Annotated in this window: 13 protein-coding genes; all 13 read right to left on the bottom strand. The window is 40.2% G+C overall.

The features are described 5' to 3' along the window. Positions 1 to 13: 13 nt before the first annotated feature. The 13 genes from R2B72_RS12000 to R2B72_RS11940 all read right to left on the bottom strand — a co-directional run bounded on the left by R2B72_RS12000 (position 14) and on the right by R2B72_RS11940 (position 14,881). Entirely contained in the window at positions 14 to 1,150 is a 1,137-nt protein-coding gene (locus R2B72_RS12000; RefSeq protein WP_318616814.1) for a glycosyltransferase family 4 protein, read from the bottom strand. After that, the gene (gene murJ / locus R2B72_RS11995) at positions 1,147 to 2,661 is read right to left on the bottom strand and encodes a murein biosynthesis integral membrane protein MurJ (protein ID WP_318616921.1); all 1,515 of its coding nucleotides are present in this window, start codon (positions 2,659 to 2,661) and stop codon (positions 1,147 to 1,149) included. Before murJ ends, R2B72_RS12000 begins: the two co-directional genes overlap by 4 nt. 61 nt (positions 2,662 to 2,722) lie before the next feature. Further along, positions 2,723 to 4,411 carry a GNAT family N-acetyltransferase gene (locus R2B72_RS11990; RefSeq protein WP_318616813.1) on the bottom strand — a complete coding sequence of 563 codons (1,689 nt, stop codon included), beginning with the start codon at positions 4,409 to 4,411 and terminating at the stop codon, positions 2,723 to 2,725. A 19-nt stretch (positions 4,412 to 4,430) separates the two neighbouring features. Beyond that, on the bottom strand, positions 4,431 to 5,354 hold the full coding sequence (locus tag R2B72_RS11985) for an NAD-dependent epimerase/dehydratase family protein (protein ID WP_318616812.1): 924 nt from the start codon (positions 5,352 to 5,354) through the stop codon (positions 4,431 to 4,433). A gap of 28 nt (positions 5,355 to 5,382) precedes the next feature. Then, entirely contained in the window at positions 5,383 to 6,471 is a 1,089-nt protein-coding gene (locus tag R2B72_RS11980; protein ID WP_318616811.1) for a glycosyltransferase family 4 protein, read from the bottom strand. 53 nt (positions 6,472 to 6,524) lie between these two features. Beyond that, positions 6,525 to 7,277, bottom strand: a complete 753-nt coding sequence (locus R2B72_RS11975) for a tyrosine-protein phosphatase (RefSeq protein WP_318616810.1) — start codon at positions 7,275 to 7,277, stop codon at positions 6,525 to 6,527. Positions 7,278 to 7,292: 15 nt separating this feature from the next. Beyond that, a complete protein-coding gene (locus tag R2B72_RS11970; protein ID WP_318616809.1) occupies positions 7,293 to 8,630 on the bottom strand; it encodes a polysaccharide biosynthesis tyrosine autokinase in 1,338 nt (445 codons plus the stop codon). A 57-nt stretch (positions 8,631 to 8,687) separates the two neighbouring features. Beyond that, entirely contained in the window at positions 8,688 to 9,332 is a 645-nt protein-coding gene (locus R2B72_RS11965) for a sugar transferase (RefSeq protein ID WP_318616808.1), read from the bottom strand. 224 nt (positions 9,333 to 9,556) lie between these two features. Continuing rightward, positions 9,557 to 10,372, bottom strand: coding sequence for a ZIP family metal transporter (locus R2B72_RS11960; protein ID WP_318616807.1), 816 nt, complete (start codon positions 10,370 to 10,372; stop codon positions 9,557 to 9,559). A gap of 221 nt (positions 10,373 to 10,593) precedes the next feature. Next, on the bottom strand, positions 10,594 to 11,328 hold the full coding sequence (locus tag R2B72_RS11955) for a sulfite exporter TauE/SafE family protein (RefSeq protein ID WP_318616806.1): 735 nt from the start codon (positions 11,326 to 11,328) through the stop codon (positions 10,594 to 10,596). Positions 11,329 to 11,526: 198 nt separating this feature from the next. After that, entirely contained in the window at positions 11,527 to 13,938 is a 2,412-nt protein-coding gene (locus R2B72_RS11950) for a heavy metal translocating P-type ATPase (protein ID WP_318616805.1), read from the bottom strand. Positions 13,939 to 14,312: 374 nt separating this feature from the next. Then, complete coding sequence (gene copZ / locus R2B72_RS11945; RefSeq protein WP_318616804.1) at positions 14,313 to 14,513, bottom strand: copper chaperone CopZ; 201 nt, start codon at positions 14,511 to 14,513, stop codon at positions 14,313 to 14,315. Positions 14,514 to 14,593: 80 nt separating this feature from the next. Then, entirely contained in the window at positions 14,594 to 14,881 is a 288-nt protein-coding gene (locus R2B72_RS11940) for a metal-sensitive transcriptional regulator (RefSeq protein WP_318616803.1), read from the bottom strand. Between the last annotated feature and the right edge of the window lie 295 nt (positions 14,882 to 15,176).

Below are 15,176 nucleotides of genomic sequence, written 5' to 3'. Positions count from 1 at the left end.
TCATTCCTCTTTTTTAGAGTTGCTCATAAAGACTTGTTAAACGCTCCCCCATAATAGACCACGCATATTTTTCTGAATATAAACGATGTGACCGGATACCCATCTCCTGAAATACATTTGGACTAGTTTGCAGAAGTTGCTCGATCAAATTCGTTAAACTGAGCTTGTCATACTCGATAACAAACCCCGTATGATTGACTGCAACGATTTCGTCAATTCCCGTATGCTCTGCCACAATAATCGGTTTCTTCAATAACATCGCTTCATATAACTTATTAGGTGATGTAAAACGATGATTTGGAACCAATGGATCATAGATTGCCAACATCACATCACAATGCTCCGCTAAAGTAAGAACCGAATCATAATCCAATTTCCCATAAAAAAAGATATTAGGATGTTCTGCACTCTGCTCTCTAAAATGGCTCTCCAAATCACCAAAACCACCGATATGGAGTTCAGCATCCTTAAATTTGGAAATCACATCGGCAATTTCAAGCAGAAAACGACTTGTCGATAAAACCCCGACATAGACAAACTTCAATTTCTTATTAGCAGAACCCATAGGAACAAACCTACCATTTGCTAAAGGTAATCTGTCTGGAGAGTTATGAATAATCCACAAGCTTTTAGGTACACTTTTTCGCATTTGTTCGATTCTGCTGTCATTAACAATAATGACAGCATCTGCTTGATTAATCATCTGAATATCCAGGCACTCAATAACAGGCTTCAGGATTGTAGGCACTCTAAACGCGTCAACGTAATAATCGAATACATCATACACATACTTTTTATGAAAGATTTTCGATACGACAAACGCAGGAATGACAGTATCAAAGTCACATGCATGAATCACGTCATAATCCCTACGGTAGTGGATCAGTTTTTTTAATAAAAATAATTGAAATAATAACAGTGACCACAAATTGATGATGCCTCGTCCAAATAAGGCTTCTTTATGGAATAACTCAATCTGTACCTGTCCATTGTCCAGAGCTATGTTATCTCTTTGTTTAACATCCTGTCCCCCGTTTCTTTCCCATGCTAGAACCTTTAGCTCATAACCACGTTCCAGTAGCGTGTTCAATTCCTTTTCAACACGCGGATCAGGATTGACGGGATTCGATCTTGTCATCATAATTCTCATATGCGCAACTTCCTTCGTATGAAAGTAAGGATTTCTCTTGATTCCTTCACCTTAAAAATGGTTAATAATATGAAATAGAAACTCCCCGCTACACATACGATAACCACCATTTTTAAAAGGTCGTTCATCCATAGCCCTACATATTCATTTATTAGCACGATGACAACACCCATAATCCCCGATGCCATCAATACTTTAAATAAAGTGACCGCTATAGTTTTCAATCCTAATGGACCGATTTTTCTTCGAAGACTGATAGCTAAAAGGACAACACTAATCAGTGCTGAAATACTTGTTGCTAGTGCCAATCCGTTCAGCCCCATGTAAGCCGATAAAATGATATTCAACAGAATATTCATTGCCACTGCGATGGAGGCATTGATCATCGGAGTTTTCATATCCTGTAGCGAATAAAAAGTACGCAAGAAGATCTCTCGAATACCATAGCCTATCATGCCGATAGAATAGAAAGACAATGCCTGCGATGTTAACACAATGGCTTGCTCATCGAATTGTCCACGACCGAAGAGCAATTGGATAATTGGTTTAGCTACAATCATTATTCCGATACTTGCCGGTACAACTAGAAGAATTACACTTGAAAGAACTTCGTGCATCGATCTCTTCAATTCTTCTATGCTCTTTTGTGCAGCCATCCTTGACAGATGAGGAAATAATATTGCGATGAATGACAGAACGAATATTCCATGGACAAAATCATTTAATCGACTTGCATATGTCAATGCAGATATTCCACCTTCGACAATCCTCGAAGCAAGTGTTTTATCGATGATGGAGTTGATATGGTCAACAGACATACCCATTGTTATCGGCAAAACAAATAATGCTACTTTTTTTATATTTTCATCTAGCAATGGAACTACAGGAGAATACCTATAATTTATCTTAGACAAGGAGGGTAGTAAAAATAGAAATTGAGCCAATGATGCAGCAATACTACCCATTACTAAACCGATACTGTGCGTCTGGGCACTGATAATAATGGAGAGAATAATGATGAAATTGAAAGGAAACCCCAGCATAGCAACTGTCGAGAATTTTCCATTCAGCTGGAGATAACTCGCAAGAAGTTGCGTCAGACTTGTAAAATAGATTCCCATCAGTCCGATACGCGTGAAAAGGACCGCCATTCCCTTTGTTTCTTCGTTAAAACCTAAGGCAAATATGGTCACGAGTTGACTGGAAAATAGAAATCCCACAATAAGAAGTACAGTTGTGATAAGTAGGACAACCGTCAGCAAGCGATTAGTAAAATTTAGTGCCTGTTTTTTACCGCTATCATTTTCAATCTCTTTGTAGAGGGGAATATATCCTGATGCGATTCCTGTCATGATAAAGCTAAATAACATCGTTGTAATGGAAATTGAAATGAAATAAGCATCAGTCGTAACAGAAGCACCATAGAAATAGGTCAGCGTAATATCACGGAAAAACCCGAAGACTTTTGATAGGACCGTTATAATCATCAATAGCGCAGCCGTTTTTTTTATCGTTTCGATGAGTTGTCCTTCCCTGCTAGTTGATTTTTAATAACACCATCGTCGGTCGTTATTATGTTCCCGTGCATCCATCTATAATTGTAGATTTCTTAAAGCCGAAGAAGGTTTGATTATGAATCTCTTTTTCTACGAAAAAACCTCTACTTTTTAAAGAAGCTACCGTTTTTTCATCTGGATCTTCCAATTCTATAACAATTATTTTTGCCTTGTAATCCTTCTTGATAAAGGCGCATATATCCATGATATTATCGTGGTTCCACTTATCAATATAGACAGTCCCCTTTCGCAATTGAGTCAGGTAGGAGATTGCATCTATTCGAATAACATTTTGATTAATCCAACAAATATCATCAACTGACAATCGTTCTTTGGTAGAATAACCAGTAAACCCACGGTAAAGTCGATTTCCGATTTCCTTCATATCTCCATCTTCAATGTCATGGTTCGCAAACACTTTTTTAATGGTTACAGGCTTAAACGTTTCGTGGGTGACTAGATCGGAATTCGATTGTAAATCCATTTTTAAAATTACATGTTTCTGTCGTTCAAAAAAGAATTTTGTGACGTAATTTATAGCGCTCACAATATCTGGTTTCACCTTACTGACTGTATCAATTGATCGTAAATTCCTTAAAATATATTTAATTTTACCAACTGTATTACGTCTAAATAACACAGCTTCCCTACTTTTTTTAATACCTGAAAGCAGCCATTCTTTTCCCCATATGAGGTTCCTTCTCCATTTTACTTGTATAGAATTCGAAGAAAAAACCATTCTCGTTGTATGATCCAATCCGGTACTCCATTCAAATTTATATGGTTCATAGCCAATACTCATGTCCAACTTTTTAATTGGGCTGTTGACACTCTTCTTGATTTTTTCTTTAACCAGTATTCGTCCTGGGCTGAAATAATCGAAGGAATCATCATGTCCGAGCACATACCCCATGTATCTTCCGCGACATTTGAATCCGTACGTGAAGGCAATAAGTCTATCCTCTAAGTAAAGAGACTCAATTTGCACACGCATGGCTCCGGTCGTATTTTCAGCTAATTTCCGAAAGAAATGTCTTTTCTCCTGGCTAGTAAATCCACTTGTGTCATTTTTCTTTTCCCATCTTTTACTATGCAGCTGAAAAATAGTGTCCATCTCTTCTGGACGACTCGTAGCAAGCTTAACTGTACCTAAAGACCGTAGCCTTTTTTGCCTTCTATCCAGCCCATGCAGTGTCTTTCTTTCTTTCATATAGTCATCGAGATTCATATTTTCCAAGTCAACAAAAGGAGTCACAATTCGATACGTCCGATTTTCTATCTCCCGCTTTCTAAAATAAGCATTCAGACTGTTAGGTGTCTGGTTGCTTTCCAATAACCCATGCAAATTAAACAACACCCTTTTTTTCGTATCAAAAAGGTAGTCAAAAACAAATTCAATTGCGTTATCCAATACATGCTGATACGCGATGAAATCCATATAGTTTGCCTGTCCTAGCGCCATAAAATTATATTCATAACCGAACCACTTTTTTTTATAAATAAAGGGGAAAAATGCAACAAAGCGTCCATGTTGTTGAACAGCGATGATCTCAACATTTTTTCCTTGTCCCAAATAACTCCACCATTCATACAGCCATTCAAATTCGATAAACGGATTTGTATTGTCGATATCCTCCAAAATGAAAGACCAATCATCCTTGTAGTCTTTTAGTTGACCAACTGATGTAATTGTAACGAGATTCATATTTTCCTCCCTTTAATAATCAGTTCATAGGTAACTTTGGGCGGGAAACTGTTGAATAATAGTGAATCGTTTCCCGTAATCCTTCAGACAAAGAATAATGCGCACGCCAGTCAAACGCTTGAGACACTTTGCTATTGTCCAACACACTTCGTTCAATTTCTCCCACTCTTATTGGCTTATACACGGGTATTGTCGCATCCCCAATTGCATCTGAAATATAGGTTAGTAATTCTTTGATGGATGTTTCTATTCCTGAAGAAATATTGTAAACCCCATTGTGTTGTCCCTCGATAGCCAGCCGGCAAGCTCTCGCAACATCCTTCACATAAACAAAATCTCGCGTTTGACAGCCACCAAACACCTCAACTTCTCCCCCCTGTACTAATTTGTTGATGAAGATAGAGATGACACCCGCTTCTCCATCCGCATTCTGTCTGGGGCCGTAAACATTTGAAAAACGTAGAATACAGCTATTCAGCCCATACAATCCAATATATTTCTCTGCCGAGCATTTCGAAAGAGAATAAAAGGACAGTGCGTGTAAACTATGATTTTCATCAATTGGAAGATAGGTTGGCTCTCCATAGACGGCTGCTGAAGAGGCAAAAACAAAGTTTTTCACATTGTATTTTTTTGCTAAGGTAATCAGCTTAACCGTACCAATTATATTAGTCTGTAAATCCAAAAGAGGGTCCTTCATAGACGCGGTGACCGAGACCTGCGCCGCTAAATGGATAATATAGTCCGGCCTTTCTCTATCAAATACAAATTCTATTTCTGGATTATTAATATCTAACTGGTATGTTTTCACGTTAGTTAACACATTACCAAGGAATCCAGTTACTAAATTATCGATTAACACCACTTCGTATTGATGGTTTACTAATTCTTCTACAACATGTGATCCAATAAATCCTGCTCCACCAGTCACTAGTACTTTCATGCACTTGATCTCCTTCCTGAGAGGTAACTTATGATTGTTCGATTATTTTTTCATAGTATGCAAATGTCTTGTCATGCATTTGTTCAAATGTGAAGTGCTGCTCATAAAGTAATCTGCTATGCTCTCCCATCTGCCGCCGAAGGGATGGGCTCGTTAGTAATACAGCTAGTTTGTCTACCAATTCAGCCTCTTCTTTCGGTGAGATTAAATAACCGTTTACGGAGTGCTTTACCGCTTCATTAATGCCACCAACATCGGAAGCAATAACAGGTAAACTACATTGCATCGCTTCCAAAATGCTAAGAGGAAGTCCCTCCCAATCAGAGAGCAATAGAAAAATATCGGACATCTGTAAAATCGCTGATATATCATGCCGATTGCCTAAAAATTGAACTCGGTCATTCAGTCCTTCACTTTCCACAAAGCATTGCGCTTCTCTTAATAATGGTCCATCACCTGCAAACAGCATTTCCCACTCAAACTGCTGTAGTTTTGTTAAGGCTTTTAACAAATCAAGCTGTTGTTTTGGCGGTGCGAATCGGGCAACCATGACCATCGTTAGTCGATTGTCTGGATGCCTATAATCTCTTGATAACTCTGTTTCATGTACACCATTATGAATCGTTAATAATTTTTCCAGTGGTAAAACTTTATGCTTTAGCGCCAATTGCTTGTCGTATTCCGAAACCGTGATCACGCCCTTGGTCATACGCCCCATTAGTCTTTCAATCATTCGATACATTCTTTTCTTCTTTCCTGCTACTCCTTCAGTAAAAGACCAACCATGTGCAGTAAAAAGAGTCGGGATACGAAGCGACCAACCGACTAGCCGGCCAATCACTCCTGCTTTCGATGAATGTGTAGCAATCACATCCGGCTGCATGCTTTTTAGAATGCTACGTAATTCTAAAAATGCTTTTATATCCGCAACGACGTTAAGGTTACGCATTAATGATTGACAATAAACGGTGTTGAGCTCTTCATATAGCGTCAAATTACCTCCGGTCACGACATAAACGGAATGTCCCTCCTCTGCCAGGGCAATACAAAGATCCCTGACATGTAGTTGGGCACCTCCAATCGTATCCATACGGGTAATGACTTGAACAATTTTCAAATTGGCTCCCCCACTTTAGCGAGTGATAGGCTCTGGATGATATGGCAATTCCATTATTTAGGTTGAATCGGAGGTAAGATGTGAAATTCAGTGCCGTTTAGTACATGTTGTGCATTTGTTTTTACGTAATCAACATAATCGGGCGATAGTTTACGTTGAAGATAGGCATAAGCAAATGACAAAAGAAATGGTCTTTTTGTTAAGTGATGTGCATCAGAAGCTATAAAATGAACAAGATGATCTTTACATAACTTCAAAGCGAATTTTCGCAGTGCTCTTCCATTTGCACCTGTAATGCTTGATGCATTGACTTGTACAAGAGCACCTCGATTGACAAATTCAAAAAGTTGACTTGGATCACTTCTAATGACGGTATTTCGTTCTGCATGAGCAATAATTGGAATATAGCCTCTGAGTTGCATTTCAAAAAAAATAGTAGCCGTATAATGTGGTATGTGATTTTTGGGTAATTCTATGAGCATATACTTTTTACTTCCCGCAAGCGATACCAAACTGTCAGTTAGTTCATTCAACAGATTTTCATACAGCCTAATTTCCATACCTTCTAAAATCGTAATGGGCACACCTTGGCTTGTTAGTTGATGGTTTAATTTATTCACTAAGTACTGGATGTTTAGCGCATTATTATTGTATATGCCATTCCGATGATGTGGGGTTGCAATAATATGAGTAATTCCATTTGCAGATGCATTTTTTGCAAGTTCAATGGCTTCGGCTTCAGTTTGAGGACCATCATCAATCCCTGGTAGGATGTGGTTGTGTATGTCGACTACAATAGCTTTCACTGCCTTTCTTACTCATTAATAATAAGTATTACTATTGGCTGGGTCTGTTCTATTCAACACTGTTCCTAATAGGGGTGCATTTACTTTTGTCAGCTGTGCCAAGCTTTTCATAGCTAGTTCTTCTTTCGTACTTTTTGCATCGATAACAAATAGACAACCATCCACAATTGAAGACAGTGTGACTGCATCGACAACAAGTAAAGGTGGGGAGTCGATAATAATGACATCAAACTTCTTTGCCAGTTGCTCAAGTAGCTCTTTCATTCGAGCCGATGACAGAAATTTTGTCGGGTTTAATGGCTGGGGTCCCGCACTGATAAAAGACAGGTTTTCTATTTCAGTTGCTTGGATAATACTTTCGAACGTTTCATGCCCCGCAATGGCTGAAGTCAGACCTTTTCTTTTAGGGAGATTAAATAAAGTTCTACCCGTAGATTTCCTTAAATCAGCATCAATGTAAATTGTTTTTTTCCCATTCATCGCCATAATCATTGCAAGATTGCTGCTAATGGTTGATTTTCCGTCTCCAGGAGAAGAGCTAGTGATCATGATTGTTTTTATGCCTCGTCCTTTTAGCATAAACTCTATGTTTTCCCTAAGTCTTCTATATTCTTCAATTATGAAATCAGGTAAGTTTCCATTCGTAAATAGACTTCCTTGTGGTCCATCGTTGTGCATCTGACTCAGTAGAATTTTATCCATAAATGGGATTGTACCTAAATTTGTCATGCCCGTTGCCCTCTCTGTTTTTACTACACTATCCATTTTTGTGAAATAGACTTCTCGCGCAATGACGATGGTTACACAGAGAAGAAGACCACAGACAAACGATAGAATAAAATAATATGCATGATTTGGTTTTACTTTCCTTGTGTCTTTTTCAGCGGAAACTTCTTTCAAAACTTTTATATTCTCTAAATGCATCAGATCTTTGATCTCTTTTTGAAATGTCGCGGCATAGGTATTTACAAGTAGCGCTGCTTGCTTCTGGGATTTTTCATTAGCAATTATGGTTAGTATTTGTGATTCGTTAGTAGACACAATTTTTATCTTTTCCATCAGCTCGCCATTCGTATATGGCTTGTTAAATTCTGCGTTTACGTTAGCCATCATACGATCACTTTTTAATATATATTTGTATGTTTCTATTAGACGTAAATTCATATCAATTTCATAGGTTTCCAAAACCGTACTACCCTCATCTTTCGTTGGATTGTTAATAAGTAAATCGATTTTTGCCTCATATGTGGGCGGAATAGCAAAACTACTAAAACCACCGCATAATGTAATTAGCAACAAAAAAGACGTGATTTTCCGCCACTGATTACCTATTAATTGAAAGATTTCTATCAAATTCATCTGCTCATTCATAGCGCTTTTACCGTCGTCATCTCTATTGGTTGCATATATTTAATAAGCCCCCTTTGCTTTAATAACAGCTACAATTGTTGCTACGATTATTTTTACATCAAGTCGCAAACTACGATTTTGTACATAGTACAAATCATATTCAATTTTCTTGCCGTGGTTAATATCTGATCGTCCATTAACTTGCGCGTAACCTGTAATTCCTGGTTTAACAAGTAATCTTTGTACTTGCTCGTGACTATATAATTCTGTAATTGCTGGGATTTCAGGACGAGGACCAACTAGACTCATATGACCCACCAACACATTCAACAATTGGGGCAACTCGTCCAGACTATACTTTCGCAAAAACTTGCCGATTGTCGTAACACTTTCATCACTTCCTGTCTTAAACTGAAAGTGATCCGGTACCCCTTCTTCCCAATTATACGTAAGCCCTTTTTTATTATGCGTAGATACCTTCATCGTACGGAATTTTACTATCCGAAATTTCTTGTTATGCATGCCTGTCCTTGTCTGAGTAAAGAAAACCGGTCTTTTCGAAAAGATAATTATAATTATTGGAATAACTAGGAACAATGGTAGGCAAACGAAAAGAATGAACAGGCTACCCACAATATCAAATGCCCTTTTCCACAATGGGTGACGATGCACGGTCCCAGAATGGAACGTCAACCACTGCTCCATTTGAATATCTCCTACGCTCTTTATTTTTGACTCCGAATGCATTATGACTACATCACCTCACTTACCCCATTGTATTCCCAGTTGATAGGTCGACAGAACCAAAATGATGCAATTTGTAGTGAAAGTTTGCGCTTGCAGTTTCGCTGTTTTCACTGACAATTTCATATCCATCTATAACAAAAAAAGACCCCACCCGAAGATGAAGTCTACTACCCCCTATTCCCTTACCCAAACGCCACATCCAGTATCATCATGACGGCAAATCCAAGCATTAAGCACATGGAAGCCAAGTCCTTATTACCGTTTTCCTGCGAACCCGGAATCACTTCTTCAACGACGACGAAAATCATTGCACCCGCCGCGAAACTAAGTGCAAACGGTAAAATTGGGGCCATTAACGTAACCGCAAGAACTCCTATGACAGCAGAAATTGGTTCAACGGCACCCGAAGATTGACCATACATAAAAGCCTTTTTACGGGACATACCATCTCTCCGTAAAGGCATGGAAACTGCTGTCCCTTCCGGCAAGTTTTGAATCCCAATCCCCACAGCCAAAGCAATCGCCGCTGCCAATGATGCCGACGGAAAACCAGCAGCCACCGCACCAAATGCAACACCTATTGCCAAGCCTTCTGGGATATTATGCAACGTAATTGCCAGTACCAACAATGTACTGCGACGTTTTTTCTCCGGATGTATGCCTTCCGCGTCTGTTATCGGAGAAGTCGGATGCACGTGAGGAATGATTTTATCAGCAACCCACAAGAACAATCCGCCTAGTAAAAAGCCAGTTGCAGCGGGGAACCAAGATGGGAAAGGTCCAGTCTCCGCCATTTCAATTGCAGGAGACAGCAATGACCAAAAACTCGCCGCAATCATCACGCCGCCCGCAAAGCCAAGCATGCCATCCATCAGTTTTTGGTTCACTGTCTTCGTCGTAAATACTAACGCAGCCCCAAGCGCCGTCATTCCCCAGGTGAATAAAGTCGCGATTAAGGCCTGGTAAACGGCATCTAACTCCATAAAAAATTCAAGCACATTGTTCTTCCTCTCTATTGAAAGCTAACTCATTTTATTCCTCATTATAGTGTCATTGTATGCTAGAAGTTTCCTTGATGCAACATCCTATTTATAATTTTCAAATAGTAGCGTTACCCATGTCATAGGTATCACCGTTTCAAAGATCTTTGCACGCACATCCATATTCGGATAAATGAAATTGCCTCATTTGCATAACACTTCAGCGAACAGGACACGATTCAAATTCTCCAAAACGTGACCGTATCAAACACACCAATCAGTACAAGAATCACACCTGCAACGCGTTGAATCATTGCCCCTACTTTCCTGCTACGTTTCATAATCAAACGCTTACCGTCGAAAAACCAAATTAAAAAGAACAGTAGAATAAGTGGAAACGACGTGGCAATGCCAAATACCGTCGGGAGGATAAAGCCATAAGAAGTTGTTGCAACAGCTGGCATTAGCCACAAAAAGAAAATGACGAACATCGTTGGACAAAAAGCGAGTGAAAAACTAACGCCCAACATAAACGAGCCAAACTTCCCTTCACGCAACCGCATCGGAATCCGCGCCGTTAATCCATGCAGAAACTCAAGCTTGAGAACCCCCAGCAAAACAAGCCCTGTCATCACAATTAATGGCCCAATCGCCTTACGGAAAACAGGAAAATACTCCGTAATTTTCGTCTCAAATGATTGTCCAAAGAGCCATGCTAGCAAGCCAAGGGCACTAAAAACAACAACTTTTCCTGCAATAAAAAATCCTATCTCAATCCAATTACTTTTCATTTGAACCGTGCGATTACCGTAAAAAGTAATCGCACTCATATTTCCCGTCAACTGACAAGGAGCAACAGCTCCAATTAGCCCTAGCAAAAGCGCAAAAACAAGCGGCACACCTGCAAAAGAATGCATGAGGCTAGTCAGTGGCTCACTAATTGCCGCACTAAATGTTGATAGCCATCCATACATTGTTCAAGCACCATCCAACTCGATAATTTTGTTCCTATGATGAATTCTGTGGAAACTGGACTACCTATTTGCCAAACTGAGCTACCCTTTTGATGAACTGGGCTACCTATACGCAAAACTGAACTACCCTTTCGACGAACTGGACTACAAAATAAAAGCCATGCAGGATCCTCTCCACATGGCTTCCCCTCATTCCAATTAGAATTTAACTTTCTGCAACCGCAATGCATTCAACACAACGGACACGGAACTAAACGCCATCGCTGCACCCGCAACCCACGGAGCTAACAAACCGAGTGCCGCAATTGGAATGCCAATTGTATTGTAGAAAAATGCGAAGAATAGGTTTTGTTTAATATTTCGCATCGTTTTGCGACTCATAATAATCGCATCAGCGACACTGTTTAAGTCTCCGCGCATCAACGTAATATCGGCCGCCTCAATCGCAATATCCGTCCCTGTTCCGACAGCCATTCCGATATTCGCCATGGCGAGAGCTGGTGCATCATTGATGCCGTCGCCGACCATTGCGACCTTCTTACCTTGATCTTGCAACTTTTTAATTTCATCACTCTTTTGTTCAGGTAGCACTTCTGCAATAACATGCGACAGGCCAACTTGACGTGCAATCGCTTCCGCGGTTCGTTGGTTATCTCCTGTCAGCATAATGACGTCCAGACCCAAAGCCTGCATTCTTGCAATAGCTTCTCTCGACGTTTCCTTCACTGTATCAGCAACTGCCACGACACCTGCGAGCTTGTTATCCACAGCAATCAACATCGCTGTTTTCCCTTCACTCTCAAGCTTTTCCATTGCAACTTCCAAGTACAAAAAAGAGATGCTATACTCATTCATTAATTTTCTTGTGCCAACCAATACTTCTCTGCCACTTACTTCAGCCCGGATGCCATAACCCGGCAACGCTTCAAAATCAGTCACTTCCAGCAATGACAACCCTTTTACTTTCACACCTTGGACAATTGCTTGTGCCAAAGGATGCTCGGATTGATTTTCAGCTGTTGCAATTAATTGCAGAACCTTATTTTCTGTAAAGCCCGCTGTCACTGTGATATCGGTCAAAGCAGGTTGACCATTTGTCACTGTTCCCGTTTTATCCAACACAACAGTGTCAATCGAGCGTGTGTTTTCTAAGTGTTCGCCGCCTTTAAACAGCAAGCCCATTTCAGCCGCTCTGCCTGAACCCGCCATAATCGACGTCGGCGTCGCCAAACCTAGCGCACACGGACATGCAATAACCAAAATCGAAATCGTTGGAATCAAAGCCGAACGGAAATCGCCCGGTGTCACCATAAAGAACCAAATGAAGAACGTTGCCACCGCAATGATCACAACAACCGGTACAAAGATACCTGAAATTCTGTCCGCTAAACGCTGGATTTCCGCTTTCGATCCTTGCGCTTCCTCAACCACTTTCACAATTTGTGCTAATGCCGTATCTTTACCAACTTTTGTTGCCTTGATTTGCAATGAACCATTCTTGTTAATCGTCGCACCAATGACAACGTCGCCGACTACTTTATCCACCGGAAGACTTTCACCCGTAATCATCGATTCATCGATGGCTGAACGTCCGTTAATAATTTCGCCGTCAACCGGAATCTTTTCACCTGGCTTCACAAGTATCACATCACCTGCGATGACTTCCTCAATCGGTAATTCGATTTCAACGCCATCACGCAATACTCTTGCTGTTTTTGCTTGTAAACCCAATAGCTTTTGAATGGCTTGACTCGTTTTTCCTTTTGCACGCACTTCAAATAATTTCCCAAGTACAATCAATGTAAGTATAACAGCGGATGCTTCAAAATATAATTCGGGACTGCCAACTCCGCCTGCATTCATCCATTCAATCGACAAATAGAGACTGTAGAAATACGCTGCGCTCGTACCGAGTGCAACCAAGACGTCCATGTTAGCACTTTTATTGCGTAGCGCATTAAAGGCCCCTTTATAGAACTGAGCGCCGACTATGAATTGAACGGGTGTCGCAAATGCCAACTGCACCCAAGGATTCATGAGAATATGAGGCAGATAGATGAAGGATAAAAACTCAAAATGCGCCACCATCGTCCATAGCAATGGAATCGTCAAGATCAATGACAAGATGAACTTTTTCTGTTGCTTATTAATTTCTTGTTCTTTATGATCCATTTTGCCTTGGCTATCTTGCTTAGGTATTAATTCATAACCTATCTTCTTAATAGCCGTCATCATTTCGGTCGCATTAACCTGCTTACTGTCATATTCAACAGCAATCGTTTCTAATGCAAAGTTAACACTTGCCCTAGAAACACCATCCATCTTGCTAACTCTCTTTTCAATCCTAGTCGCACAGGCTGCACACGTCATACCCGATATATCAAAATTGACTTTGCTCTGAACAACACTATAACCAAGTTTTTCAACCCGTTCCTTAAACTCATTCACATTCGTTTTAGCGGGGTCATAAACAATTGTTGAACTCTCCAATGCAAAGTTCACATTAGCTTTCTCCACGCCTTCTATTTTAGATAAACCTTTTTCAATACGATTCGCACAAGCTGCACACGTCATGCCATTAATTTGCAATGTTTTTTCTGCTGTCGCCATGATGTCCCTCCTCCTATACTTAGTGGGGGTATATTAATTTCAAAAAGAAGAACTATACCTACCGAGAGGTATAATGTCCTCCACCGCTTTATACCCCCACGTGGTGTAAGCGGATCTTTAACTTGCTTCAGCAGAACCCCATTACTGAGTAGGGGAACTCAGACTAATTTCGCCGCGTCCTGCGGCAACGTCTGAGTAACCAACATCCTGTTGGCCCAAAGCCTCCGGCGGATGTCACAGATTTTGAAGGGGGTTAAGAAGGCAACCTAAGTTCGCCGCATCCTGCGGCAACGGTTGCATGACCAGCATCGTGCTGGCCTCAAGCGCAATTCAAAATCTGGACGCAATTACGCCGAGGCGTAATTGATTCTTAATTAGACGAGATCAAAGCCTTGGTCTTCAATCGTTTCTTTTACTTGAGCCAATGTTGCTGCACTATCAAATTCTACAGCAACTTCTTTGCTGCCAAGATCCACTTTAACTGCTGAAACACCTGTAAGTTCTCCAACACTCGTTTCGATAGAATTGACACAATGTCCACATGACATGCCTTCTACTTTTAAAATTTCTTTCATGTTAAAAACCTCCTATTTTATTGTTAACTCCAACTTACTATACCCCTGTAACGTATGTCAAGTAATGGTCAAAAAGTTCTTTATTTTGTCATTGTTTTCATAACATCCATTAATTCTTTAATGGCCCCTTCGCCATTCTGCTCTTTAATCGCATTTACGACACAGTGTTTTGTATGATCTTCTAGCAGCGCTAATGAAACCTTATTCATCGCCGATTGAACCGCACTAATTTGATGTAAAATATCTACACAGTAGCGATCATTTTCAATCATTTGGTGAATTCCCCTAACTTGTCCCTCGACACGTTTTAAGCGATTCAGTAGTTGTTGCTTATTAGGCTGGATAGTTTTTTTCGTTGATTCCTGCATAATTTCCCCTCCCCAGTAAGTACTTATACCCTGTACCCCTATAATAACGTTTTATTGAGAGAGGGTCAATTCAGGGACTGATTGCTACACCTGTTTTTGTTGCCAAGGCTCATTCTTCGGTAACATAAAGCCGTTCGAAAATATGTATACATACGTATACATAACGCAAAAGCAAGAACAGTAGACCTTTTGCGATTCACCTGAAGGAATCACGCCTTCACATCAAAGGGGTCAACCATCACACAATTTGTTTAGACAAATTTGAGGATCAATAAAATTGCTCTGAAGGGCGATT

This window comes from Sporosarcina sp. YIM B06819 (genome assembly GCF_033485175.1).
Classification (GTDB): domain Bacteria; phylum Bacillota; class Bacilli; order Bacillales_A; family Planococcaceae; genus Sporosarcina.
This window is presented reverse-complemented; position numbering and strand designations above follow the sequence as displayed.

Excerpts from the sequence above, each read along its gene's own strand:
- R2B72_RS12000 (WP_318616814.1), bottom strand. The coding sequence starts at position 1,150 with ATGAGAATTATGATGACAAGATCGAATCCCGTCAATCCTGATCCGCGT.
- R2B72_RS11990 (WP_318616813.1), bottom strand. The coding sequence starts at position 4,411 with ATGAATCTCGTTACAATTACATCAGTTGGTCAACTAAAAGACTACAAG.
- R2B72_RS11985 (WP_318616812.1), bottom strand. The coding sequence starts at position 5,354 with ATGAAAGTACTAGTGACTGGTGGAGCAGGATTTATTGGATCACATGTT.
- R2B72_RS11965 (WP_318616808.1), bottom strand. The coding sequence starts at position 9,332 with ATGGAGCAGTGGTTGACGTTCCATTCTGGGACCGTGCATCGTCACCCA.
- R2B72_RS11955 (WP_318616806.1), bottom strand. The coding sequence starts at position 11,328 with ATGTATGGATGGCTATCAACATTTAGTGCGGCAATTAGTGAGCCACTG.
- R2B72_RS11950 (WP_318616805.1), bottom strand. The coding sequence starts at position 13,938 with ATGGCGACAGCAGAAAAAACATTGCAAATTAATGGCATGACGTGTGCA.
- copZ (WP_318616804.1), bottom strand. The coding sequence starts at position 14,513 with ATGAAAGAAATTTTAAAAGTAGAAGGCATGTCATGTGGACATTGTGTC.
- R2B72_RS11940 (WP_318616803.1), bottom strand. The coding sequence starts at position 14,881 with ATGCAGGAATCAACGAAAAAAACTATCCAGCCTAATAAGCAACAACTA.